The sequence below is a fragment of the Streptomyces cynarae genome, from assembly GCF_025642135.1.
Lineage (GTDB): Bacteria > Actinomycetota > Actinomycetes > Streptomycetales > Streptomycetaceae > Streptomyces > Streptomyces cynarae.
Genome location: NZ_CP106793.1, coordinates 5,245,395 through 5,268,946, shown reverse-complemented (window position 1 = coordinate 5,268,946; position 23,552 = coordinate 5,245,395). Strand labels below are relative to the sequence as shown.

The 23,552-nt window shown below is 71.8% G+C and carries 26 protein-coding genes and 2 pseudogenes; 7 read left to right on the top strand and 21 right to left on the bottom strand.

Features of this window, described 5'->3' with window-relative positions; translation table 11 throughout:
* Nucleotides 1-74: 74 nt before the first annotated feature.
* The 3 genes from N8I84_RS24265 to N8I84_RS24255 all read left to right on the top strand — a co-directional run bounded on the left by N8I84_RS24265 (nucleotide 75) and on the right by N8I84_RS24255 (nucleotide 2,396).
* On the top strand, nucleotides 75-749 hold the full coding sequence (locus N8I84_RS24265; protein WP_263231492.1) for an MOSC domain-containing protein: 675 nt from the start codon (nucleotides 75-77) through the stop codon (nucleotides 747-749).
* A gap of 89 nt (nucleotides 750-838) precedes the next feature.
* Complete coding sequence (locus tag N8I84_RS24260) at nucleotides 839-1,612, top strand: SDR family NAD(P)-dependent oxidoreductase (RefSeq protein WP_263231491.1); 774 nt, start codon at nucleotides 839-841, stop codon at nucleotides 1,610-1,612.
* Between the two features lie 76 nt (nucleotides 1,613-1,688).
* Nucleotides 1,689-2,396: an ester cyclase gene (locus N8I84_RS24255; RefSeq protein WP_263231490.1), complete on the top strand. Its 708-nt coding sequence runs from the start codon at nucleotides 1,689-1,691 to the stop codon at nucleotides 2,394-2,396.
* 106 nt (nucleotides 2,397-2,502) lie between these two features.
* Here the strand turns inward: N8I84_RS24255 and groL are convergent, their stop codons facing one another.
* The 4 genes and pseudogenes from groL to N8I84_RS24235 form a co-directional block, all read right to left on the bottom strand.
* Nucleotides 2,503-4,128 (bottom strand): chaperonin GroEL, encoded by a 1,626-nt coding sequence (groL, locus tag N8I84_RS24250; RefSeq protein WP_263231489.1) that lies wholly within the window; start codon nucleotides 4,126-4,128, stop codon nucleotides 2,503-2,505.
* Nucleotides 4,129-4,245: 117 nt separating this feature from the next.
* Nucleotides 4,246-4,554, bottom strand: a complete 309-nt coding sequence (gene groES / locus N8I84_RS24245) for a co-chaperone GroES (protein WP_009190181.1) — start codon at nucleotides 4,552-4,554, stop codon at nucleotides 4,246-4,248.
* Between the two features lie 402 nt (nucleotides 4,555-4,956).
* A complete protein-coding gene (locus N8I84_RS24240; protein ID WP_313884347.1) occupies nucleotides 4,957-5,520 on the bottom strand; it encodes a polysaccharide deacetylase family protein in 564 nt (187 codons plus the stop codon).
* Between the two features lie 241 nt (nucleotides 5,521-5,761).
* Nucleotides 5,762-5,953, bottom strand: a pseudogene (locus N8I84_RS24235) (polysaccharide deacetylase family protein); the annotation flags it as partial.
* A gap of 267 nt (nucleotides 5,954-6,220) precedes the next feature.
* On the opposite strand from N8I84_RS24235, the gene N8I84_RS24230 reads away from it, so the two are divergent.
* The gene (locus N8I84_RS24230; RefSeq protein ID WP_263231487.1) at nucleotides 6,221-7,393 is read left to right on the top strand and encodes a class I SAM-dependent methyltransferase; all 1,173 of its coding nucleotides are present in this window, start codon (nucleotides 6,221-6,223) and stop codon (nucleotides 7,391-7,393) included.
* Here the strand turns inward: N8I84_RS24230 and N8I84_RS24225 are convergent.
* The 8 genes from N8I84_RS24225 to tsaB all read right to left on the bottom strand — a co-directional run bounded on the left by N8I84_RS24225 (nucleotide 7,390) and on the right by tsaB (nucleotide 14,069).
* Nucleotides 7,390-8,661: an RNA polymerase sigma factor gene (locus N8I84_RS24225; protein WP_263231485.1), complete on the bottom strand. Its 1,272-nt coding sequence runs from the start codon at nucleotides 8,659-8,661 to the stop codon at nucleotides 7,390-7,392. The genes N8I84_RS24230 and N8I84_RS24225 overlap by 4 nt on opposite strands.
* Nucleotides 8,662-8,705: 44 nt before the next feature.
* Complete coding sequence (locus tag N8I84_RS24220; protein ID WP_263231483.1) at nucleotides 8,706-9,062, bottom strand: YciI family protein; 357 nt, start codon at nucleotides 9,060-9,062, stop codon at nucleotides 8,706-8,708.
* A 119-nt stretch (nucleotides 9,063-9,181) separates the two neighbouring features.
* Nucleotides 9,182-10,261: an LCP family protein gene (locus tag N8I84_RS24215; RefSeq protein ID WP_263231481.1), complete on the bottom strand. Its 1,080-nt coding sequence runs from the start codon at nucleotides 10,259-10,261 to the stop codon at nucleotides 9,182-9,184.
* Nucleotides 10,262-10,410: 149 nt separating this feature from the next.
* On the bottom strand, nucleotides 10,411-11,460 hold the full coding sequence (locus N8I84_RS24210) for a LacI family DNA-binding transcriptional regulator (protein WP_263231480.1): 1,050 nt from the start codon (nucleotides 11,458-11,460) through the stop codon (nucleotides 10,411-10,413).
* 72 nt (nucleotides 11,461-11,532) lie between these two features.
* Nucleotides 11,533-11,790 (bottom strand): hypothetical protein, encoded by a 258-nt coding sequence (locus tag N8I84_RS24205; protein ID WP_263231479.1) that lies wholly within the window; start codon nucleotides 11,788-11,790, stop codon nucleotides 11,533-11,535.
* On the bottom strand, nucleotides 11,787-12,884 hold the full coding sequence (gene tsaD, locus N8I84_RS24200; RefSeq protein WP_263231478.1) for a tRNA (adenosine(37)-N6)-threonylcarbamoyltransferase complex transferase subunit TsaD: 1,098 nt from the start codon (nucleotides 12,882-12,884) through the stop codon (nucleotides 11,787-11,789). The genes N8I84_RS24205 and tsaD overlap by 4 nt, the downstream gene beginning before the upstream one ends.
* The gene (rimI, locus tag N8I84_RS24195) at nucleotides 12,877-13,407 is read right to left on the bottom strand and encodes a ribosomal protein S18-alanine N-acetyltransferase (RefSeq protein ID WP_263234871.1); all 531 of its coding nucleotides are present in this window, start codon (nucleotides 13,405-13,407) and stop codon (nucleotides 12,877-12,879) included. The genes tsaD and rimI overlap by 8 nt, the downstream gene beginning before the upstream one ends.
* Nucleotides 13,408-13,415: 8 nt before the next feature.
* Entirely contained in the window at nucleotides 13,416-14,069 is a 654-nt protein-coding gene (tsaB, locus tag N8I84_RS24190) for a tRNA (adenosine(37)-N6)-threonylcarbamoyltransferase complex dimerization subunit type 1 TsaB (protein ID WP_263231477.1), read from the bottom strand.
* 123 nt (nucleotides 14,070-14,192) lie between these two features.
* Here tsaB and N8I84_RS24185 point away from each other — a divergent pair, with 123 nt between their 5' ends.
* Nucleotides 14,193-14,747 (top strand): hypothetical protein, encoded by a 555-nt coding sequence (locus tag N8I84_RS24185; protein WP_263231475.1) that lies wholly within the window; start codon nucleotides 14,193-14,195, stop codon nucleotides 14,745-14,747.
* 60 nt (nucleotides 14,748-14,807) lie between these two features.
* Here the strand turns inward: N8I84_RS24185 and N8I84_RS24180 are convergent, their stop codons facing one another.
* From N8I84_RS24180 to N8I84_RS24150, 7 genes and pseudogenes are all read right to left on the bottom strand, one after another.
* Nucleotides 14,808-14,990 carry a hypothetical protein gene (locus N8I84_RS24180; RefSeq protein ID WP_263231474.1) on the bottom strand — a complete coding sequence of 61 codons (183 nt, stop codon included), beginning with the start codon at nucleotides 14,988-14,990 and terminating at the stop codon, nucleotides 14,808-14,810.
* Between the two features lie 150 nt (nucleotides 14,991-15,140).
* Complete coding sequence (tsaE, locus tag N8I84_RS24175) at nucleotides 15,141-15,668, bottom strand: tRNA (adenosine(37)-N6)-threonylcarbamoyltransferase complex ATPase subunit type 1 TsaE (RefSeq protein ID WP_103837516.1); 528 nt, start codon at nucleotides 15,666-15,668, stop codon at nucleotides 15,141-15,143.
* On the bottom strand, nucleotides 15,637-16,869 hold the full coding sequence (locus N8I84_RS24170; RefSeq protein WP_263231473.1) for an alpha/beta fold hydrolase: 1,233 nt from the start codon (nucleotides 16,867-16,869) through the stop codon (nucleotides 15,637-15,639). The genes tsaE and N8I84_RS24170 overlap by 32 nt, the downstream gene beginning before the upstream one ends.
* A 68-nt stretch (nucleotides 16,870-16,937) precedes the next feature.
* Nucleotides 16,938-18,101, bottom strand: a complete 1,164-nt coding sequence (gene alr, locus N8I84_RS24165) for an alanine racemase (RefSeq protein ID WP_263231472.1) — start codon at nucleotides 18,099-18,101, stop codon at nucleotides 16,938-16,940.
* Nucleotides 18,102-18,260: 159 nt separating this feature from the next.
* A pseudogene (locus N8I84_RS24160) lies at nucleotides 18,261-19,692 on the bottom strand (NAD(P)H-hydrate dehydratase).
* Nucleotides 19,693-19,773: 81 nt separating this feature from the next.
* A complete protein-coding gene (locus tag N8I84_RS24155; RefSeq protein WP_200418853.1) occupies nucleotides 19,774-20,145 on the bottom strand; it encodes a holo-ACP synthase in 372 nt (123 codons plus the stop codon).
* A 297-nt stretch (nucleotides 20,146-20,442) separates the two neighbouring features.
* Nucleotides 20,443-20,610 (bottom strand): hydrophobic protein, encoded by a 168-nt coding sequence (locus N8I84_RS24150; protein WP_263231471.1) that lies wholly within the window; start codon nucleotides 20,608-20,610, stop codon nucleotides 20,443-20,445.
* A 210-nt stretch (nucleotides 20,611-20,820) separates the two neighbouring features.
* Here N8I84_RS24150 and N8I84_RS24145 point away from each other — a divergent pair, with 210 nt between their 5' ends.
* Nucleotides 20,821-20,994, top strand: a complete 174-nt coding sequence (locus N8I84_RS24145) for a CsbD family protein (RefSeq protein WP_103837522.1) — start codon at nucleotides 20,821-20,823, stop codon at nucleotides 20,992-20,994.
* 132 nt (nucleotides 20,995-21,126) lie between these two features.
* Here the strand turns inward: N8I84_RS24145 and N8I84_RS24140 are convergent, their stop codons facing one another.
* A complete protein-coding gene (locus tag N8I84_RS24140) occupies nucleotides 21,127-21,855 on the bottom strand; it encodes an SDR family oxidoreductase (protein ID WP_263231470.1) in 729 nt (242 codons plus the stop codon).
* A 152-nt stretch (nucleotides 21,856-22,007) separates the two neighbouring features.
* Between N8I84_RS24140 and N8I84_RS24135 the strand changes: the two genes are divergently transcribed.
* The gene (locus N8I84_RS24135; RefSeq protein WP_263234870.1) at nucleotides 22,008-22,484 is read left to right on the top strand and encodes an RrF2 family transcriptional regulator; all 477 of its coding nucleotides are present in this window, start codon (nucleotides 22,008-22,010) and stop codon (nucleotides 22,482-22,484) included.
* 79 nt (nucleotides 22,485-22,563) lie between these two features.
* Here N8I84_RS24135 and N8I84_RS24130 read toward each other — a convergent pair whose 3' ends face one another.
* On the bottom strand, nucleotides 22,564-23,547 hold the full coding sequence (locus N8I84_RS24130; RefSeq protein WP_263231469.1) for a helix-turn-helix transcriptional regulator: 984 nt from the start codon (nucleotides 23,545-23,547) through the stop codon (nucleotides 22,564-22,566).
* Nucleotides 23,548-23,552: the final 5 nt, after the last annotated feature.

The window sequence follows — 23,552 nt, the reverse complement described above, 5'->3', positions numbered from 1 at the left end:
AGCATAAGCGAACCTTGGGTAGGGTCGCGAATAATGCGTCGACGCTTTGACCGGGGGTCCCTTACCGTGCGGGCATGAAGCTTCTGTCTCTGAACGTGGGCCGACCCGTGGCCGTCGAGTACACGGACCAGCCGGAGGGTCTGACCGGCATCGACAAGCGGCCGGTGGACGGGCCCGTGCGGGTGACCGCGCCCGGGCCGAAGGGGACCGGTGCGAGCGGGCTGGCCGGGGACGCGGTGTGCGACCTGCGGCACCACGGCGGTGACGACCAGGCGGTGTACGCGTTCGCCCGGGAGGACCTCGACGGCTGGGAGCGTGAGCTCGGCCGGTCGCTGCCGAGCGGCTCGTTCGGCGAGAACCTCACCACCGAGGGTCTCGACGTGGCCGGCGCGCGGATCGGCGAGCGCTGGCGGATCGGGGCGGAGCTGGTCCTGGAGGTGACCTGCGGGCGGATTCCGTGCCGTACCTTCCAGGAGCACCTGGGCGAACGCGGCTGGGTGAAGCGGTTCACGCACAAGGGCGCGCCGGGCGCCTATCTGCGCGTGATCGAGCCGGGTGAGATACGGGCCGGCGACCCCATCAGCGTCGTGCACCGGCCGGACCACGACGTGACGGTCGCCCTCCAGTTCCGGGCGGTGACCACGGAACGGCACCTGCTCCCGCGCCTGTTGGCGGCGGGTGACGCGCTGCACCCGGAGAGCGTGACGGCGGCACGGGAGTACGCGCGCAAGTACGCGGGACGGAACTAGCCCCAGGCGCACCGACCTTGGCGGCGCAACCGGTGAAATGCCCGGTCCGCCAGGCGGACTCGACGACTCCGGGTCACTATCGTTGGGTCATGACAACGGCTCTGATTACGGGATCGACCGCGGGCATCGGCGCCGCGTTCGCACGGCGGCTGGCAGCCGACGGCCACGACCTCGTCCTGGTGGCGCGCGACACCAAGCGGCTGCGGGAGCAGGCGACCGAGCTGCACGACCGGCACGGCATCGAGGCCGAGGTGCTGACGGCGGACCTGGCGACCGACGAGGGGATCGAGGCGGTGGCCCGCCGCCTGTCCGACCTGAAGAACCCGGTCGACCTGCTCGTGAACAACGCGGGCTTCGGCAACAAGGGCCGTTACCTCGACGTGTCGATGGCCGACGAGCTGCGGATGCTCAAGGTGCACTGCGAGGCGGTGCTGCGGCTGACGAGCGCGGCGGCGGAGGCGATGCGGAAGCGCGGTCGCGGCGGGATCGTCAACGTGGCCTCGGTCGCGGCGTTCGTGCCGCGCGGCACGTACGGGGCGTCGAAGGCGTGGGTCGTGCAGTTCACGCAGGGCGCGGCGAAGGACCTGGCCGGGTCGGGGGTACAGCTGATGGCGCTGTGCCCGGGCTTCGTCCGCACCGAGTTCCACCAGCGGGCCGGGATGGGCACGGACAACATCCCGAACTGGATGTGGCTGGACGCGGACAAGTTGGTCGCCACCGCGCTCGCCGACCTGGCCCGCGGCAAGACGCTGTCGATCCCGGACCCGCGGTACAAGGTGCTGATGGGCATGGTGAAGGTGACGCCGCGCGCGCTGCTGGGCGGGATCAGCTCGCGGACGGGGCGCAAGTACGGGCCGCAGTAGCGCGGGTGACGCCGCCCCTCGGGTGGGAAAATGGGGCATATCTGCGTCAGGACCCAGGGGGGCCGGAGGCGGCGTCATGACATTCGTGCAGCTCATCGACTGCAAGACCAGCCGGTTCGACGAAATGAACCGGATCATGGACAGATGGGTCGAGAAGACCAGGGGCAGGCGGACGGCGACCCACGACGTGATCGGCAGGGACCGGTCCGACGCCTCGCACTTCATCGAGATCGTGGAGTTCCCCTCCTACGAGGAGGCGATGCGGAACTCCAACCTCCCGGAGACCGACCAGGTCTTCCGCGAGATGGTCGCCCTGTGTGACGAGATGCCCACCTTCGTCGATCTGGAGGTGGTACGGGACGAGCAGTTGTACACGGATGCGGTGCGACGCCTGTTCGGCACGCTCGCGACGGCGGGCGAACTGCCACCGCTCAACGACCTGATCGCGGAGGGCTGCCACAGCCACGACCCCGTCAACCCGCAGGACACCATCGGCCTGGACGCCATCCGGCGCGAGTACCGGATGTGGCGGGACGCCTTCGACTTCACCTTCACCATCGAGGACCTGATCGAGCAGGGCGACCGGGTGTGCGCGCGGTGGACCTGGGACGCCACGCACAAGGGCGAGTTCCTGGGCATCCCGTCCACCGGCAGGAGGGTCGGCATGTCCGGTATGACCCTCTTCCGCTTCGGTGAGGACGCGAAGATCGCCGAGACCTGGTGGCAGCACGACCAGCTGGGGCTGATGGAGCAGCTGGGGGCCCTGGACGAGCTGGAGCGGTAGGACGCCGGGACAGCGGGAAGGCCCGGCACCCTCTCGGGGCGCCGGGACAGCGGGAAGGCCCGGCACCCTCTCGGGGCGCCGGGCCTACTGCGACGTGCGTCGTACGTCAGTGGGCGTGACCGTGGCCGTGGCCGGCCGCGGCGGGCTCCTCCTCTTCCTTCTTCTCGACGACCAGGGTCTCGGTCGTCAGAAGCAGGGAGGCGATGGAGGCGGCGTTCTCCAGGGCGGAGCGGGTGACCTTGACCGGGTCGATGACGCCGGCCTTGATCAGGTCGCCGTACTCGCCGGTGGCGGCGTTGTAGCCGTTGCCCTTCTCCAGCTCGGCGACCTTGGAGGCGATGACGTAGCCCTCCAGGCCCGCGTTCTCGGCGATCCAGCGCAGCGGCTCGACGACCGCGCGGCGCACGATGGCGACACCGGTGGCCTCGTCGCCCTCCTTGCCGAGGCCGTCGGCCAGCACCTTGGAGGCGTGGACCAGGGCGGAGCCACCACCGGAGACGATGCCCTCCTCGACCGCGGCGCGGGTCGCGGAGATGGCGTCCTCCAGGCGGTGCTTCTTCTCCTTCAGCTCCACCTCGGTGGCGGCGCCGACCTTGATCACGCACACGCCGCCGGCCAGCTTCGCGAGGCGCTCCTGGAGCTTCTCGCGGTCCCAGTCGGAGTCCGTGGTCTCGATCTCGGCCTTGATCTGGTTGACGCGGCCCGCGACGTCCTCGGACTTGCCGGCGCCGTCGACGATGGTCGTGTCGTCCTTGGTGACGGTGACGCGGCGGGCGGAGCCCAGCACGTCCAGGCCGACCTGGTCGAGCTTGAGGCCGACCTCCTCGGAGACGACCGTGGCGCCGGTGAGGACCGCCATGTCCTGCAGCATCGCCTTGCGGCGGTCACCGAAGCCGGGGGCCTTGACGGCGACCGCGTTGAAGGTGCCGCGGATCTTGTTGACGACCAGGGTGGACAGGGCCTCGCCCTCGAGGTCCTCGGCGATGATCAGCAGCGGCTTGGAGGAGCCGGCCTGGATGACCTTCTCCAGCAGCGGCAGCAGATCCGCGATGGCGGAGATCTTGCCCTGGTTGATCAGGATGTACGGGTCGTCGAGGACGGCCTCCATGCGCTCCTGGTCCGTCACGAAGTACGGCGACAGGTAGCCCTTGTCGAAGGCCATGCCCTCGGTGAAGTCCAGCTCCAGACCGAAGGTGTTGGACTCCTCGACGGTGATGACACCGTCCTTGCCGACCTTGTCCATCGCCTCGGCGATCAGCTCGCCGACCTGCTGGTCCTGGGCGGACAGCGCGGCGACGGCGGCGATGTCGGACTTCTCGTCGATCGGGCGCGCGGTGGCCAGCAGGTCGTCGGAGACGGCCTTGACGGCGGCGTCGATGCCCTTCTTCAGGGCGGCCGGGGAGGCGCCCGCGGCGACGTTCCGCAGGCCCTCGCGCACCAGCGCCTGGGCGAGCACGGTGGCGGTGGTGGTGCCGTCACCCGCGATGTCGTTGGTCTTGGTCGCCACCTCCTTGACCAGCTGGGCGCCGAGGTTCTCGTACGGGTCCTCGATCTCCACCTCACGGGCGATGGTGACGCCGTCGTTGGTGATGGTGGGGGCGCCGAACTTCTTGTCGATGACGACGTTGCGGCCCTTGGGGCCGATGGTCACCTTGACCGTGTCGGCCAGCTTGTTGACGCCGCGCTCGAGGGCGCGACGGGCGTCCTCGTCGAACTTCAGGATCTTCGCCATGGCAGCGGGAGCCCTCTCGGAAATCTTGGGTGAAAAAGAAACTGCGCCCCGGGCGCCCGGCTTCTTATCGGTCGCGGGGGCCAGGGGCGCAGCTCACAGCAGGAATGCTGAGGTGACTTACTTCTCGATGATCGCGAGCACGTCGCGAGCCGAGAGAACGAGGTACTCCTCGTTGTTGTACTTCACCTCGGTGCCGCCGTACTTGCTGTAGAGCACGACGTCGCCGACCTTGACGTCGAGCGGAAGGCGGTTGCCGTCCTCGAAGCGGCCCGGGCCCACGGCCAGGACGACGCCCTCCTGGGGCTTCTCCTTGGCGGTGTCCGGGATGACCAGGCCAGAGGCCGTGGTCTGCTCGGCGTCCAGCGGCTGGACCACGATGCGGTCCTCGAGCGGCTTGATGGCAACCTTGGAGCTGGCGGTCGTCACGATCCGACCTCCCCCTTCGGAGATCTCACGGGGTTAACTGTCTGAGGTGGCGACCAGGTCGATCCGTCGTCGCGGGTGCCGGACCTGCCCGTCGCTTTGTTGGCACTCTCCGGTGGCGAGTGCCAGAGCCGAGACTATGACCGCGATTAGCACTCGGTCAAGCGGAGTGCCAATGCCGCGGCGCGCGCCGTGACTGAGTTCGGTTGCCCGGGGTGCGTTCTGCACCCGGGTGCGGTGGCTGTCCCAGGGGCTCCGCCCCCAGACCCCTCTATCGGCCTGACGGCCTCGTCCTCAGACTCCCCCTCGGACTCCCCCGAGCTCTTCGAGCAGGGAGGACCCCCAGACGGGCTTGTTCTTCGCGGGCGTCCGTCGTCGGCCCGGCGCTGACACGCGGGGCGGGCGTCAGAGGTAGTCCTCCAAGCGGGCCACCGTGAATCCCCTCGCCTGCAGGCGGCGCAGGACGCGGGTCGTCTCCGAGGTCAGGGAGGCCAGGGGGCGGCCCGGTTCGTGGGGGCGGAGGATGTCGCCCGGATGGAGGGCCGTGGACCTTCCATAGGCGTGCGTCGGACGCCACAGGATCAGGGCCTTGATACCGCAGTCCGCCGCGGCCCGGAGGGTAGTGCGGTCGTACCTGCCGTAGGGCGGGCGCAGCAGAACGGGGCGCCGGCCCAGGCGGGAGCGCAGCCGGTCCCGCCCGGCGCAGATCTGGGCGCGCTGCTCCGCGTAGGGCCGGCCGCGCAGTCCGGCGTGGTCCGGGGTGCGGTTCTCGATGGTCGCCCCTGCCGCCCGTAGCCGCGCGAGTCGCGCGTACGCCGGTCCGGCGGCCGTGTCCGTGAGGAACACACTGATGGGCAGCCGCAGGTCACGGACCATCTCGACGAACCGGGGGTCCCGCTCCGCGCCCTCGTCGTACGTGAGGAAGACGACCTTGTCGCGGGTGGGGACGCGGTCGAGGACCTCCGGCAGTCCCTGCTCCGGGCCGGCGTGCCGGGGCAGGCGGCGGGCGGCCGGGGCGCGGGAGCGAGCGGGGCGGTGAGCCCCCAGTGGCGGTACGCCCCGTCGTGCGGACCGTACGACCTGCGCACCCTCTGCGCCGCCTTCTTGCCCAGCCGTTCGATGGGGTCGACCGACTGGGCGCAGCCCGCCGTCCCGGCCAGGACCGCGGCGGCCAGGACCCCCGCCAGCAGTGCGCGCAGCCGCCGTGCCCTCACAGGTAGTCCTCCAGACGGGCCACCGCGTACCCGTCGTCGGTCACCTTCTTCAGAAATGCGCGGATCACGTCGGGCATCGTGCCGTTCCAGTCCGCCCGGCCGCGGAAGTGCGTCAGCACGATGTCCCCGGGGTGCAGGCTCCGGTCCCACTCGGGGTACTCCCAGTGGTCGACGTGGACCTCCTCGTCCGCGCCGCGCGCTCCGCGCGCCCCTTCGCTACCGGTGCACCCGACGGCAACGGTGGTGGCGGCCAGGACGGCGAGGCCCGCGCGCGCCGCGACCGTCGGCCCAGGACCCGTCAAGCGCGACACACGCACACCGGTGCATTTTGCGCCCTTTTTGTCATCTTGTCCTACGAGTCGCATGGTGTCGGATCCTTCCAGCCACCGTCGGCCACGGCGGGCCGACACCGCGACCCCGCGCACGCCATCCACCGACTGGCCGACAATGACCGGGTGAACGACCTCTCCTTCGCCTCCCTGCTCACCCCTGAGGGCCGCGCCCTCCTGGACGAGGTGCGCGGCACCGACCCGGCGCGGGAGCTGGCCGTCGCCACCCGGCTGCGCCGCGAGCACCCCGCCGAGCTGGTCTCCGCGGCCCTCGCCCAGGCACGGCTGCGGGAGCGGGCGGCGGCGAAGTTCGGCGCGGGCGACGCACAGCGGATGTTCTTCACGCCGAACGGCGTCGAGCAGTCCACCAGGGCGACGGTCGCCACCCACCGCGCCGAGCGTTTCCGGGCCCTCGGGGTGGCATCCGTCGCCGACCTGTGCTGCGGCGTGGGCGGCGACGCCATCGCGCTCGCCCGGGCCGGCATCCGCGTCCTGGCCGTGGACCGCGACCCGCTGACGGCGGCCGTGGCGCGCGCGAACGCCGACGCGCTGGGCCTCGCCTCCCTGATCGAGGTCCGCGAGGCCGACGTCACCGAGGTGGACGTCTCCTCGTACGACGCCGTCTTCGTCGATCCCGCGCGGCGAGGAGGGCGCGGCCGCATCTTCGATCCGGAGGCGTACTCGCCCCCGCTGTCCTGGGCGGTGGCCACGGCCCTGAAGGCCCCGCACGCCGCCCTCAAGGTGGCGCCGGGCATCCCGCACGAGATGGTGCCCGGCGAGGCGGAGGCCGAGTGGATCTCGGACGGCGGGGACGTGAAGGAGGCGGTGCTGTGGTTCGGCACGCGGCCGGGCGAGGTACGGGCCACGCTCCTGCCCGGACCGCGCGTGCTGCGCGGTCGCGGCCTGCCCGACCCGCCGGTGCGTCCGCTCGGCCGCTACCTCTACGAACCTGACGGCGCCGTGATCCGCGCCCACCTGGTGGCGGAGGTGGCCGAGGACGTGGACGGCGGCCTGATCGACGAGACGATCGCCTATGTGACGGCGGACGGGCGCCGCGACTCCCCGTACGCCACCGCGTACGAGATCACCGACCGGCTCCCCTTCAACGTGAAGAAGCTGAAGGCGCTGCTGCGGGAGCGGGAGGTCGGGATCCTGACCGTGAAGAAGCGCGGCTCGGCCGTCGAACCGGAGGAGCTGCGCCGCAAGGTCCTGCCCAAGCCGCACGGCCCGAACGCGGTGACCGTGTTCCTGACCCGGGTCGCCGGGGCGCCGACGATGCTGCTCGGGCACCCCGCCTAACGACAGTCCTCCGCGCGTGCCGTGAGCAGCTCACGTTCCCTTTCGTTGCGGGCGAGGGCGGCGGCCCGGACGAACTCCTCACGGGCCTCGGCCCTGCGCCCGAGCCGGGCCAGCAGGTCTCCGCGGACGCTCGGCAGCAAGTGGTAGTCGCGCAGGGCCGGTTCGGTGGCCAGCCGGTCGACGATCTCCAGGGCCGGGCCCGGGCCCTGGGCCATCGAGACGGCGACCGCGCGGTTCAGCTCGACGACCGGTGAGGGGGAGCGGTCGGCCAGCAGCCCGTACAGCGTGGCGATACGTGCCCAGTCCGTCTCCTCGTACGTGTGCGCGAGCGCGTGGCAGGCGGCGATCGCGGCCTGCAGGACGTACGGGCCAGGGGCTCCCGCGGCAACCGCGTCGGCGTGGCCGAGGGCAGCGATGCCGCGGGCGACGAGCAGGCGGTTCCAGCGTGCCCGGTTCTGGTCCTTCAGCAGCACGGGCCCGCCGTCCGGCCCGGTGCGGGCCGCGGTTCGGGAGGCCTGGAACTCCAGCAGTGCGGCCAGCCCGTGCACCTCGGGCTCCTTGGGCATCAGCTCGGCCAGCACCCGGGCCAGCCGCAGGGCGTCCTCGCACAGGGCCGGGCGCAGCAGGTCGTCGCCGGCCGTGGCCGCGTACCCCTCGTTGAAGACCAGGTAGATGACCTCGAGCACGGACCCGAGCCGGGCCTCGCGCTCGGGGCCGTACGGCACCTCGAAGGCGACGCCCTTCGTCGCGAGCGTCCGTTTCGCGCGGACGATGCGCTGCGCGACGGTGGCCTCCGGCACGAGGAACGCGCGTGCGATCTCGGCCGTGGTCAGTCCGCCGAGCAGCCGCAGGGTGAGCGCGATGCGGGACTCGGCGGACAACACCGGGTGGCAGGCGGTGAACACGAGCCGGAGCAGGTCGTCGTCGATGTCGTCCGGGTCGGACGGCACGTCCACGTGGTACGGCGTCGCCTCAAGGTCCCGCCCGACCTCCTCCAGCTTGCGCGCGTACCTCTCCCGACGGCGCACGAGGTCGATCGCGCGGTGCTTGGCGGCGGCCATGAGCCAGGCGCCCGGGTTGTCGGGCACGCCGTCCCGCGGCCACTGCTCCAAAGCGGCGACCAGGGCGTCCTGCGCCAACTCCTCGGCGATCCCGACGTCCCGGACGATCCGCGCGACACCGGCGATGACGCGCGGGGACTCCATCCGGAAGACGGTCTCGATGGCGCCGACCGGGCCGTCGGGGGCGGGGGCGGGCTGCTGTTCCACAGCCCACCATGCAACACCCTCGGCGCGCGGACGCAAAGCGGCCCTCACGCCTCGGCGATCTCCCGGACCTCGCAGGTGATCGTCCAGTACTCCTCGTGCACCTTCACGAACCGCTTGGCCCACTCGATCGCCTCGGCCTTGTCCTTGCACTGCATGAGCGCGTAGCCGCCGATGACCTCCTTCGACTCGGTGAACGGGCCGTCGGTGACGGAGAGTTTCCCGCCCTCCCAGCGCACCCGGGCGCCCTGGGCGGCCGGCGTGAGCCCGGCGGTGTCGAGCATGACCCCGGCCTTGGTGATCTCCTCGATCAGCTCGCCCATCCGCTGCATCAGCTCGGGGCTGGGGCCCTCAGCGGGCGCGGTGGTCTCGTCGACGCGCACGATCGACAGGAAACGCGGCATGGTGACTCCTCGGGTACGGCGGCCGGGCTGTTCCCGGCCTCACACCCCTTACGTCGAACGACCGCGCCGGGGATCGACACGTCCCGCGATTTTCTTCGGTGATTTTTTCCGGGCCGTCGTCACCGCAGCGACGCCCACAGCTCGCTCGCCGCCGGCTCCTTCGCCACCACTCGGTTGGCGTCCGAGGGTGCGGGCACCACCGGCATCATCACCGTCGTCACGTTCTTCGACGTCAGACCCTTCAGGCTCTCGCCCAGAAGGGTCAGCTCCGGCAGCGAGTCCAGGCCCGTGTCCGTGGTCAGGCTGCCGGTGGTCGCGTCGGCGACCCGGTACAGCTTCGCGGGATCGGTGAGCAGATCCGTCGAGGCGAGCTGGTCCAGCAGCGCCTTCACCAGCTTCTGCTGGAGAGCTATGCGGCCGAGGTCGCTGCCGTCGCCTATGCCGTACCGGGTGCGGGCCAGGGCCAGGGCCCGGGTGCCGTTCAGGTGGTGGGTGCCCGCCTTCAGGTCCAGGTGGCTCTTGTCGTCGTCGATGTCCTGGTCCGTCGTCACCGTCACGCCGCCGAGCGCGTCCACCAGCTTGGCGAACCCCGAGAAGTCGATCTCCAGGAAGTGGTCCATGCGGATCCGTGTGATCGACTCGACCGTCTTGACCGCACAGACCGGACCGCCCAGCTCGTAGGCGGTGTTGAACATCACCCCGTACGCCACCGCCGTCCTGCCGCCCGACGCCAGCGGGCACGACGGCCGGGTGACGAGGGTGTCGCGCGGGATGCTGACCACGGTGGCCTTTGTGCGGCCCGCGTCGATGTGCACCACCATCGCCGTGTCCGAACGGGCACCCGAGACGTCGCCCCCGCCGAGGGCGGCGTTCTGCTTGCCGCTGCGCGAATCGGACCCCAGGACCAGGATGTTCAGGGCGCCGCTCGGCAGGGGCGATGCGGACGCGGAGGCCGAGGGTGTCGGGCGCGCCGGGCGGTCGCTGCCCAGCGCGCCGTCGATGTCGACGCTCCTGATGTTGTGGTTGAGATGCCAGTACGCCCAGGCCGCCCCGGCGGCCGTGAGGACGACGCCGCACGCGATCACCGCGCCGACGAATCTGATCAGCCGTGTCCGCCGGCCGCCGCGTCTTCCCACGCCCCCGTCACCATCCCCGTCCCCGCCCCCGTGTGCCTCAACTGAAGCCACACGGAGGAACATAAGTCCGAATTATTGCGAGCAGAGACAGCGGAGCGCCATTCTTCGGAAAATCTCACCTTCTCGCCCCGCTCTGAGCCCGGCGTCACTGCGGGAGGCCGCGAAAGTTTCGGAGCCGGTACGTCAACTTCTCTTCGGAACAGACCTATTGGTCAGGCGGTCGGCGCCCCGGTGCTGCTGCGCACCACCAGGCTGGTCGCCAGCTCGACGCGCGTCGCCGCCGTGGGCGCTTCCGCACGGCCGAGGTCCAGCACCAGCCGTGCCGCCGCCTCCGCCATCTCCATGAGCGGCTGCCGTACGGTCGTCAACGGCGGCCCCACCCAGCGAGCCACCGGCAGGTCGTCGAACCCGACCACACTGACGTCCTCAGGGATGCGCAACCCCAGCTCGCGCGCCGCCTCGTAGACCCCCAGCGCCTGGAGGTCGTTGCCGGCGAAGAGAGCCGTCGGCCGGTCCGGGCGGCACAGCAGTTCACGGCCGAGCCGGTAGCCCGCCTCGTGATGGAAGTCCCCCGTCCGGACCAGCTCCGGATCCATGGGCAGCCCGGCGGTCTCCAGGGCCGCCCGGTAGCCGTCGACCCGCGCGCGGCTGCACATCATGCGCGCGGGCCCGCTGATCGCGCCGATCCGGGTGTGCCCCAGCTCGATCAGGTGCCGGGTCGCGGCCAGACCGCCGTGCCAGTTGGTGGCGCCGATGGACGGCACGTCGTCTCCCGGGTCGCCCGCCGGGTCCATGACCACGAAGGGGATGGAGCGGCTGGTCAGCAGCGCGCGCTGGGAGGCGTCGAGGCCGGACAGCACGAGGATCACACCGTGCGGGCGGCGGGCGGCGACCTGGTCGGCCCAGGTACGGCCGGGGGTGAGCCGCCCCGCGCTCTCGGACAGCACCACGCTCAGCCCCGCATCGCGCGCCGCGTTCTCCACGCCACGGATGACCTCCATCGCCCAGGCGCTCTCCAGCTCGTGGAAGACGAGGTCGATCAGGGGCGCACGGCTCGCTTCGGCCCGGCGCCGACGGTAGCCGTGGGCGCGCAGCAGTTCCTCGACGCGGGCCCGGGTCGCCGGGGCGACGTCGGCCCGGTCGTTGAGCACCTTGGACACCGTGGGCGCCGACACCCCGGCCTCACGGGCTATCTCAGCAAGCGTGGCGGTCTGCGCGGAGCGCCGTGCTCCGTTCGTGCCGGCGGATTGCGCGCGAGTCATGGGCGGGATCGTATGCCCGGAAGATTCGACGCACCAGCCGAAAGATTCGGAAGCGAACGGGAGTTGGGGCCGTCAGTCCGCCGTCACCGACTCGAACCGCCACCGATGCACCGCCCGGGTGACCAACTCCCCGTCCGGTTCCGGTAGTTCGGGGAGGTCGGCGGGGAACTCCGCATCCCACCACGTGATGACGAGGACGCGGTCCTGCGGGGCCCGGAAGGTCTCACGGCGCAGGGGCGGGGGCGTCAGCTCCTGGGCGCGGGCCCAGGCCAGCAGGTCCTCACCCCGGCCGGCGACCGCCCGGGCCTCCCACATCAGCGCGACCGTCACGAGTAGAGGTTCTCCTTGCTCACCTCGTGCACGTGGTCGTGGTCGTGCGAGTTGCCCGGCACATGCGGGTCCGTCACCGGCAGCGAGGAGTCCGCCGACAGATCCCAGGACGACGCGGCACGGCCCCGGGCGACCATCTCCGCGCCCAGCGCGGCGACCATCGCGCCGTTGTCCGTGCAGAGCTTGGGGCGGGGCACGCGCAGGCGGATACCGGCCGCCTCGCACCGCTCCTGGGCCAGGACGCGCAGGCGGGAGTTCGCCGCCACGCCGCCGCCGATCATCAGATGGTCGACGCCCTGGTCCTTGCAGGCGCGCACCGCCTTGCGGGTCAGCACGTCCACCACCGCCTCCTGGAAGGACGCGGCCACATCACGGACCGGCACCTCCTCCCCCGCCGCGCGCCTCGCCTCGATCCAGCGGGCCACGGCCGTCTTCAGACCGGAGAAGGAGAAGTCGTACGCGGGGTCGCGCGGGCCGGTCAGCCCACGCGGGAAGGCGATCGCCTCCGGGTCGCCCTCCTTGGCGTACCGGTCGATGACCGGGCCGCCCGGGAAGCCGAGGTTCAGCACGCGCGCGATCTTGTCGAAGGCCTCGCCCGCCGCGTCATCGATCGTCGAACCCATCGGCCTTACGTCCGAGGTGATGTCCGTGGAGAGCAGCAGTGACGAGTGGCCGCCGCTGACCAGCAGCGCCATCGTCGGCTCCGGCAGCGCGCCGTGCTCGAGCTGGTCCACGCAGATGTGCGAGGCCAGGTGGTTGACCCCGTACAGCGGCTTGCAAAGCGCGTACGCGTACGCCTTCGCCGCCGAGACGCCGACCAGCAGGGCGCCGGCCAGGCCCGGCCCGGCGGTGACCGCGATGCCGTCGAGGTCCTTCGCGGAGACTCCCGCGTCCTTCAGCGCGCGCTCGATGGTCGGCACCATCGCTTCCAGGTGGGCGCGCGACGCGACCTCCGGGACGACCCCGCCGTAGCGCGCGTGCTCGTCGACACTGGACGCTACGGCGTCCGCGAGGAGGGTGGTCCCGTGGACGATGCCTACACCGGTCTCGTCACAGGACGTCTCGATCCCCAGGACCAGGGGTTGGTCAGCCATTGATCTCGGTTCCTCGTACTGATGGGGAGCCCGCGGCGAAGTCTCCGTCGGGCGTGGTGGTCAGGCGCATCACCAGGGCGTCCACGTTCCCCGGCTGGTAGTAGCCGCGCCTGAAACCGATGGCCTCGAAGCCATAGCGCTCGTACAGCTTCTGCGCGCGTACGTTGTCGACCCGGCACTCGAGCATCACCTCGGCGCACTCGAACGCGGTCGCCGCGCGCAGCAGCTCGGTCAGCAGCCGCCCGCCGAGTCCCGTGCCCCAGCGGTCGCGGGCCACGGCGATGGTCTGGATGTCGGCGAGCTCACCCTGGGCGGCCAGCCCCGCGTAGCCGACGATGCGCTCGCCCTCGACGGCCACGACGTAGCGGCGGGTCGCCTCCGGGCCACGGGAGTGCGCGAGCTCGGACCAGAACATGCCCCGCGACCAGGCGTCCTCCGGAAAGAGGTCCTTCTCCAGCTCCAGCACGGGGTCGATGTCCCACCAGCGCATCTCGCGCAGCCGGGGCGTCTCGGGCGGGGTCACGGGCTCGGTCACTTCGGCGTGACCACCTTGTAGCTCTTGGGCACCTGTGCGTCGGGGCGGCGCAGGTAGAGCGGACGCGGCGCGGGCAGTTCCTCGCCCCGGGCGAGCTTCTCGGCGGCCAGGGAGGCGAGGGCCGCCGCCGAGACGTGCTCGGGCTCGTGGACGTCCGGGAAGGTGTCCGGGTACAGCAGTGCGCCGGCGCCGATGGCGGGCAGGCCCGCGACCTTCTCGGTGATCTCGGCGGGACGGTCGACGGCGGGCTCGGTGACACGGGTGCGGGCATCGTCGTAGCGCGCCCAGTAGACCTCCTTGCGGCGTGCGTCCGTGGCGACCACGAAGGGCACGGTCAGATCGGAGGCGTACGCGAGGCCGTCGAGGGTGCACAGGCCGTACACGGGCACACCGAGCGCGAGTCCGAACGTGTCGGCGGTCATCAGGCCGACCCGCAGCCCGGTGTACGGGCCGGGGCCCACACCGACGACGACGCCGGTGACGGCATCGAGACGGGTGCCCGCCTCGGCCAGGATCCGGTCGACGGCGGGCAGCAGGAGTTCCCCGTGCCGCCGAGCGTCGACCTGGCTCGTCGAGGCGACGACGGACGTGCCGTCGTGCAGCGCGACGGTCACGGCGGGGGTGGCGGTATCCAGAGCGAGCAAGAGCACGCAAACAGCCTACGGCGCCCGCGCCCCTCGCACGGCCGGGCCGGTCCGCATCGCGGCTGCTGCTACCGTCACAGCAAAGGTGTGCGACGCAAGCGCGTACACGGTGTCGAGAGGTGGGCAAGGGTGGCTAGGAGCAGCTCGGGATTCGTGGCCGGGCTCACCGTGGCGGCCGTCGCCGCGGTCGGTTTCCTCGCCTACCAGGCGTCGGCGCACGTGCCCGACACGCTGGGCAAGCCGCAGGTGAAGAAGTCGCCGGGGGCCGGCGCGTCCAAGGCCCCGCGGGACAAGGCGAACCCGGCGGCGCTGCCCGGGGACTCCGGCACCGGGGAGCGGGTGGTGTACTCGCTCGGCGACGACCGGGTGTGGCTGGTCGGCACGGACAACAAGGTGCAGCGGACCTTCACCGTGATGCCCGGGACGGTGGACCCGGCGCCTGGCACATACGCGGTGACCTCCCGGACCGCGGCCGGGACCGGTTCGGACGGCAAGCAGGTGGAGCACGTCGTGCGGTTCGCGCTGAGCGACGGCGTGGTGTTCGGCTTCAGCTCGGCCGTGGACGGCTCGACACCCAAGCCGGACGCGTCCAAGAAGCTGGGCGGGATCCGCGAGGCGCGTGCGGACGGTACGGCGATGTGGGAGTTCGCGACGATCAACCAGAAGGTGGTCGTCGTCAGGTAGTGGTCGCCGTCACGTGGCGGGCACCGTCGCGTATCGGCATCACGTAGTGGACGCCGCGCCCTACGCGGCCCTGCGCCGGTCCTCGGTCACAGTGGCCGACTGGGGCTTGTCGGGCGCCGGGTCCCTCGGCGGGGTCGAGACCGCCTTGGCCGCGGCGCACGACGCGAGCAGATCCTTCATCGACACGTTGCCCGGTCCGGGCACCACGCGCGGCTGCGCCTCGTCGCGTTCTGAAGCCGGCATGGACGCCTCCTGGTGTCGCGGGGGCGACAGGGTTAGGCAGACCTGACCACGGTCCTTACCGCCCATGTGACCACGCCGGATGCCCGCGGCGCAATATCTTGCCGACGCCTTGTCGGGACGTTACCCGCATGGTGCAGGCATCCCGCGCTGCTAAAGGGGCGCTCCCAGATCCACCTGCGCCCAGCGCTCCCCGAACCCGGCGAGCGTCACATGCCGGACCTCGTCCGTCGTGTCGCCCACCGCCCGGTGGATCGTCACGTGCAGGCGGTCCTCCGTCAGCTCCTCGACCTTGCCCTCGCCCCACTCCACGACGACCACCGACTCCGGCAGCGAGACGTCGAGGTCGAGGTCCTCCATCTCCTCCAGGCCGCCGCCCAGCCGGTACGCGTCCACGTGGACCAGCGGCGGGCCGTCCCCGAGCGAGGGGTGCACGCGGGCGATGACGAAGGTCGGCGAGGTGACCGCCCCCCGTACCCCCAGGCCCTCGCCGAGCCCGCGGGTCAGCGTGGTCTTGCCCGCGCCCAGCTCGCCGTTCAGCAGCACGAGGTCTCCGGCGCGCAGCAGCTTGGCCAGCCGGCGCCCCAGTTCCTGCATCTGTTCGGGGGAGGTGACGGTGAGCTCGACGGTGACTCCCGGCGTGGGGGCCTCAGCCGGGCTGTGCGGTGCTGGTGCTTCCATAGCCCCCCACGGTAGCCCCTGCGGGGACCGCTCCCGAGCGCATCAGGAGGTCGGCGAGGCGGTCGGTGACGACCTCGGGGTGCTCCAGCATCACCAGGTGCCCGGCGTCCGGCACGAGCACCAGTTCGGCGTCGGGCAGCAGGTCGGCGATGGCCTCGCTGTGCTCGCTGGGGGTGACGAGGTCCTGCACTCCGGCGAGCACGAGCACCGGGAGGTCGGCGAATCGGGCGAGCGCCTCGGTCTTGTCGTGGTCGGTGAAGGCCGGGTAGAACTCGGCGACCACGTCGATCGGCGTGCTCTCGATCATCCGCTCGGCGAACCGGGCGACGGCCGGATCGATGTCCCGGGACGCGAACGAGTACCGCTTGATGATCCCCGCGAACAGGTCGGCGGTGGCCCTGCGTCCCTTCTCCACCAGCTCGGCCTGCTGCCCGAGCGCTCTGAGCACTCCGGGCAGGATGCGGCGTATCGCGTTGACGCCCGCGACGGGCAGTCCGAAGTTGACCTCACCGAGCCGGCCGGACGACGTGCCCACGAGCGCGACGCCGACGACCCGGTCGCGGATCAGTTCCGGGTACTGGTCGGCGAGGGCCATGACCGTCATGCCGCCCATTGAGTGGCCGACGAGCACGATCGGCCCCTCGGGCACGGCCGCGTCGATCACGGCCTTCAGGTCGCGTCCGAGCTGGTCTATGGAGACCGGCGTGCCGTCGGCCTGCGCCACGCCCCGCCCGGAGCGGCCGTGGCTGCGCTGGTCCCAGTGCACGGTACGGACGACGCCGCGCAGCGCGGCCCGCTGGAAGTGCCAGGAGTCCTGGTTGAGGCAGTAGCCGTGGCTGAAGACGACGGTGACCGGGGCCGGGGCCTTGCGTCCGAAGAGCCGGCGGCGCCGCTGTGCGGGGATCCTCTCCACCCGCTCGACGTCGTCGACCTCGTAGTACAGCTCGGTGCCGTCGTCCGCGTACGCCTTGCCGGGGATGCCGCGGAGGGTGCCGTACGGCCCCGCCGAGTCGAGGGCCAGCCGGGCCTTCCTGCGCATACCGCGGCCGACCGTCATCCGCTCGATCGCGACGCCGGCCGCGGCACCCGCCGCGACCACGCCTATCGCGGCGCCGGCGAGACCGGCGAGACGCCAGTTGCCGGCGGCAGCGGCGGTCGCGCCCACGACGGCTCCCGCCGTCTCCGCGCTGCTCTCGCTCACGTCCCGCTCCTTCGTGCCGGGGCCCCCGCTCGTTCAGCCGTACGTCTGCCCCGGCTCACCCGTGTGGATTACCCATCCTGTTCCGCGTTCACCTTTACGTAGACGCGCGGGACGCGGGTTCCGATCCGGGTCACGATTTCGTAAGCGATGGTTCCGGCCGCCTGCGCCCAGTCCTCGGCGGTGGGTTCGCCCCGGTCACCGGGGCCGAAGAGGACCGCCTCGGTGCCGGGCGGAGGCTCGTCGCCGCCCAGGTCCACGACGAACTGGTCCATGGCGATCCGGCCCGCGACGGTGCGCAGCTTGCCGTCGACCAGGACCGGTCCCGTACCTGAGGCGTGGCGCGGGATGCCGTCCGCGTAGCCGACGGGGACCAGGCCGAGGGTGGTGGCGCCGGGGGTGGTGTACAGATGGCCGTAACTGACGCCGTGGCCGCCGGGAACCTGCTTGACCAGGGCGAGCGAGGCCTTGAGGGTCATCACCGGGCGCAGTCCGAGGTCGGCGGGGGTGCCGAGTTCGGGGCTCGGTGAGATGCCGTACATCGCGATGCCGGTGCGTACGAGGTCGAAGTGGGCCTCGGGCAGGGTCAGCGTGGCGGGCGAGTTGGCGATGTGCCGCACCTCGGGGCACACGCCCTGCTGCTCGGCGTACGCCACCATCTCGCGGAAGCAGGCCAGTTGGGCCTGGACGGAGGGGTGGCCGGGTTCGTCGGCGCAGGCGAAGTGGGACCACAGGCCGACGACGGTGACCAGGCCGTCGGCCTGGGCGCGCAGGGCCTCGGCGACGAGTTCCGGCCAGTCGTCGGGCTGGCAGCCGTTCCTGCCCAGGCCGGTGTCGGCCTTGAGGTGGACCCGGGCGGGCACGCCCGCGGCGGCGGCCGCCTCGCGCACCTCGTCGAGGGCCCACAGGCCGCTGACGGACACGTCGACGTCGGCCTCCACGGCACGCTGCCAGGGGCCGCCGGGGGTCCAGAGCCAGCACAGGACGCGGCCCGGCACTCCTGCCTCGCGCAGGGCGAGGGCCTCTTCGGGCGTGGCCGTGCCGAGCCACTCGGCGCCGGCTTCGAGGGCGGCGCGGGCGCACGGCACGGCCCCGTGACCGTACGCGTCCGACTTCACGACGGCCATCAGGGCCGCGCCGCGCGCGAGGGCGCGCAGGGCACGCACGTTCGCCCGCAGGGCCGCCAGATCGATCTCGGCGCGTGCGCGCAGGGGTGCTGTCTCGATACGTTCCATCGCGCCCCAGTGTCTCAGAGGGGCCGGACGGCACGGGGATGACGGTACCGGCGGGTAGCGTTCCGGCAGCCGGTGTCCCTCAACGGTGCCCGGTCCGGGCCTCGTCCGGGCGCATCGCGGACCTTCGGGAGCCCGTGGGCTCATCGGGGCCCCGCCCGCTCACCCCCGCACGTCCCGCCATGCCTCGGGGATGGCGTCGGCCACGTCGTGCGCCCCCGCCGCGCGCCCTCCGCGGCGTAGCGGCCCGCCAGGCCGTGCAGGTACGCCGCCACGCTCGCCGCGTCACGGACCGAGAGGCCGGCCGCGAGAAGCGACCCCGACAGGCCGGACAGCACGTCTCCGCTGCCCGCGGTCGCCAGCCACGGGGTGCCGGTGGCGTTCACGCGTACCGGGCCGCCGTCGGGGTCGGCCACCAGCGTCGTCGAGCCCTTGAGGAGGACGGTCGCCCGGTAGCGGGACGCCAGCTCCCGTACCGCCGCGAGCCGCGCGCCCTCCACCTCCTCGCGCGCCACGCCGAGCAGCGCGGCGGCCTCGCCCGCGTGCGGGGTCATCAGCGTCGGGGCCGTACGGGCGCGTACGGCGTCCCGGTCCGCCAGCCTGAGCCCGTCCGCGTCGACGAGGACGGGTACGTCCGCCTCCAGCACCTCGGCCACGGTCGCCGCGTCGTCGCCCGCTCCCGGACCGACCACCCAGGCCTGCACCCGTCCGGCCTTGGCGGGTCCCCGGTCGGAGATCAGCGTCTCCGGGAAGCGGGCGATCACCGCGCTCCCGGCGGGCCCCACATACCGCACGGCCCCGGCCCCGCCGCGCAGCGCTCCCGAGACGGCGAGCACGGCCGCTCCGGGATAGCGCGCGGACCCGGCGGCGATGCCGACGACGCCCCGCCGGTACTTGTCGCTCGCGGCCGGCGGCACCGGCAGCAGCGCGGCCACGTCCGCGTGCTGCAACGCCTCCAGCTCGGCGTCCTCGGGCAGTTCGAGCCCGATGTCGACGAGCCGTACGGAACCGGCGTACTCCCGCGCCGGATCGATGAGCAGCGCCGGCTTGTGCGTGCCGAAGGTCACGGTGAGGTCCGCCCGTACGGCGTCCCCCCGCACCTCTCCGCTGTCGGCCTCCACACCGCTCGGCAGGTCCACGGCGACGACGACCGCGCGCGAGGCGTCGGCGAGCGCGGCGAGCCGTGCGGCGTCGGGCCGGAGCCCGCCCTTGCCGCCGATCCCGACGATCCCGTCGACGACGAGGTCGGCGGCCCGGATCACCTCCTCGGCGGCGTCAGAGGGGCCGCCACCGCACCGCCCGCCCTGCGAAGGGCCGCGAGCCCGCCCTGGTGGGTCCTCTCGCGCGACAGCAGTACTGCCGTCACCCCGGCCCCGCGCCGGGCGAGCCGCGCCCCGGCGTACAGGGCGTCGCCGCCGTTGTCCCCGCTGCCGACCAGCAGCACCACCCGGCTGCCGTACACCCGCCCCAGCAACTGGGCGCAGGCCGCGGCCAGTCCGGCGGCGGCGCGCTGCATGAGCGCCCCGTCCGGAAGCCGGGCCATGAGCGCACGCTCGGCCGTCCTCACCGTCTCCACGCTGTACGCAGTACGCATACGGGGGAGTCTCCCCCACCGCGCTCACACCATGACGGAGGGCGCGGGAGTTGCCCACCCCCCGCTCCGAGGGCTCGCGCGCTATCCCTCGGCGACGACCACCGCCGAGGCGACACCCGCGTCGTGGCTGAGCGACACATGCCAGAACTTCACGCCGAGTTCGGCCGCACGGGCCGCGACCGTGCCCGACACCCGCAGCCGGGGCTGACCGCTGTCCTCGACGTACACCTCGGCGTCGGTCCAGTGCAGCCCGCCCGGCGCGCCCAGCGCCTTGGCCACCGCCTCCTTCGCCGCGAACCGCGCGGCCAGCGAGGCGATCCCGCGCCGCTCACCGCCCGGCAGCAGCAACTCGCGCTCCAGGAAGAGCCGTTCGGCCAGCCCGGGGGTGCGCTCCAGCGCGGCCCGGAAGCGATCGATCTCGGCCACGTCGATGCCGACTCCGATGATGCTCATGCTGGGCACCCTATGCGGCCCTGACCGCCCCTTCGCGATGCGACGAAGGGGCCCGGCCTCGCGCGACGACCCTTCGTCGCGCGAGGCCCGAAGGCCGGGCGCCGGGTTGGAGGCCGCTGGTTCCGGTTGGGCACCGGCGCCCGACGGGCCACGGATGCCCTGGCAGCAGGGAGGTACGCACCTTTTCACCCTTCCCACTCGTATGTGACGGCCGAGCGGACGACAGGCGCGTCGGCGGACACACGGAGGGCCCCGGACACGGCCGGGGCCCTACGTGCCGCGTGTCGACGCGCGCCGCTACCAGCGGTACCAGCGACCTCGTCGACCGCCACTCGCCGGGCGGACGACGAAGCCCAGCAGCCACACCGCCAGCACGATGACGGCAAGCCACCACAGCGCCTTCAAGGCGAAGCCCGCACCGAAAAGGATGAGGGCCAGAAGAAGAACCAGAAGCAAGGGAACCATGTTTCATCAACCTCCGGCCGAACGAGTTCCCCGCCGACGGCTCGGTACGCATCGAAGAACCCGGGTTTTCTTCGAGGCCTTCAGTGGAATTCTGATTGGTTCGCCGTGAATCCTCGTGCAGGCACGGCGTATTACCGCGAGGTTTAGGCGTTACGACGGGGGCAATCCGAACGTCACCGAACGCAGTGACGACGTAGGGATGTGACACCCATGGCTGAGAACCAGAAGGCGCAGGCCAAGACTGAGCAGGCCAAGGGCAAGGTCAAGGAGACCGTCGGACGCACCGTCGGAAACGAGCGCATGGAGGCCGAGGGCCGAATGGAGCAGGCGCGCGGCGACGCCCGCGAGGCCAAGGAGAAGACCAAGGACGTCTTCCGGCACTGAGCCTCGCCCGGGGGCAGGTTCGGGCACTCACACCGAATGGGGTGCCCGGACCTGCCTTTCTTTTTGTTTTTCACACTCATTGGTTCTCGCTGAATGGTCCCCAAATGGCCTCGAGTTGTCGCGCGTGGAGGATCAGGAGAGCCAGTCGGTGTAGCGGGTGGGGGCGAGATGGGCGTCCCTGTCGGTGAGGACGTCGCCCTTGACGACGGCGAACATGCCGGCCGTGGGGTCGGTGACGACGGTGCGGCTGTCGCCCTTGTGGGACAGGGTGATCCGGCCCAGTTCGTCCAGGTTGAAGACCTCTGGGCCGGCGATGTTGCGGATGCCGTTCAGCGGGGCGCCGGCGGCCACCTCCGCCACCGCTGCGGCCACGTCCTTCGAGGCGATCGGCTGGATCGGCGTGGCGGGCAGCCGGACGGTGTCACCCTCCGCGGTCCAGGACATGACCGCGTCCATGAACTCCATGAACTGCGTCGCCCGGACGATCGAGTAGGGGATCGGCCCGGCCGCGAGGATGTTCTCCTGGAGCACCTTGGCCCGGTAGTAGTCCAGCTCCGGCACCTGGTCCACGCCGACGATCGAGAGGATGACGAAGTGGCCGACGCCGCCCTTGCGGGCCGCGGCCAGGAGGTTGTCCATCGAGGTCTGGAAGAACGCCGGGGAGGCTTCGTCGAAGGTCGGGGAGTTCGTCAGGTTGACGACGACGTCGGCTCCCGCCACCGCCCGATCCAGTCCCTGGCCGCTGATGACGTCGACTCCGGTGGACTGCGAGTGCGGTACCGCCTCGTGCCCGGCGGCGTTCAGGTCCTTGACGACCTGTGACCCGATCAGCCCGGTGCCCCCGATGACCGCGAACTTCATGACACGCCTTTCGTCCGGAATATGTCCGCAATCTGGCATATGAACCCATACGTCGGTGCGCCATGCGCCAAACTCGGACACGATCTGTCCGGGACTATACACGGACACGAATTGTCCGAGTCAAGCGGTCTGATTAGAGTGGGCGAGTGAAGATGTCCGGCGGAGTCGAGTGGGCCCTGCACTGCTGCGTCGTGCTCACGTCTGTCGAGGAGCCCGTGCCCGCGACCAGGCTGGCGGAGCTGCACGACGTCTCGGCGAGCTATCTGGCCAAGCAGCTGCAGGCGCTCTCCCGGGCCGGGCTCGTGCGCTCGGTCCAGGGCAAGTCGGGCGGCTATGTACTCACCCGGGAACCCGCCTCGATCACGGTGCTCGATGTGGTCGAGGCGGTCGACGGCCCCGGCCAGGCGTTCACCTGCACGGAGATCCGCCGGCGCGGCCCGCTCGCCACTCCGGCCGAGGCGTGCACCGCGCCCTGCCCGATCGCCCGCGCGATGACCGCGGCGGACACCGCCTGGCGGGAAGCCCTGCGCGCGGTCTCGATCGCCGATCTGGTCCAGGACGTCGCCTCTGACTCCGGCCCCTCCGCGCTGGCCCGCATCAGCGCGTGGCTGACCACGCCGGAAGCATGAAAGACACCGGGCCGGTGAAGCCCGGAGCGGGCCGCCTCCTCCCCCGTCCCGCTCAGGCCGTGGACGAGAGAACCCCCGGCTACTTCTCGGATGCTCCGCCACCCGCGTTGGCGTAGCGCGCGGCCAGTTCGCCGAACGCACGGGTCAGTTGTGGTGGGCCGATGACGCGGATGTCGGTGTCGAAGCGTCCGACAGCGGCGGCAAGGCCGGTCCACGACCAGGAGCCGAGGGTGAGGCGACAGCGGCCGGGGCCGAGTTCCTCAACGATTCCGTCCTGCGCGAAGGGGGCCACAGCCTGTGCGGGGAGGTCGAGGACGACTTCGCCACGGCAGGGCCAGTCGGTGGTGGAGCCGTCAGTCCCTCGGAATCGTCCGGTGACGAACGCGGCCACGTCATCGCCGGGGAGACCGCGTGGGGTGAAGCGTGGGCCGGTGGGGGTGCGGGGGCGTATGCGGTCGACGCGGAAGGTGCGCCAGTCGTCACGGTCGAGGTCCCAGGCGATGAGGTACCAGAGGCCGCGCCAGGTGACGAGGTGGTGGGGCTGCGTCCGGCGGGGTGGCTCGGCGGGGCCGGTGGCTTCATGACCGAAGTCGAACCGCAGTTCCTCACGGGCGTGGATGACACGGCTCAGCTCCGTCAGGAGTTGCGTGCCGACGTGGGCGGCCTTGCCGGCCTCGGGTGGCTGGACGGCAGTGACCTGCAGCATGTCGATGCGCCGGCGCAGACGGGACGGCATGACCTGGCGCATGGTGGACAGGGCCCGTGCGGCGTCTTCGCCGATCGCGGTGCTGGTGGCCGCGGTCTGCAGGGCGAGGGCCAAGGCGACGGCTTGGCCGTCGTCGAACAGCAGTGGGGGCAGGTGCGCGCCGGCATCCAGGCGATATCCGCCGGAGGGCCCCTTGAAGGCAAGGATCCGGTACCCCAGTTCGCGTAGGCGGTCGATGTCGCGCCGCACCGTGCGCGAGGTGACGTCCAGCCGCTCGGCGAGGTCGTCACCGGACCAGTCGCGATGCGTCTGAAGCAGCGAGAGCAGCGCGAGCAGCCGGGAGGACGTCTTCTGCATGCTCG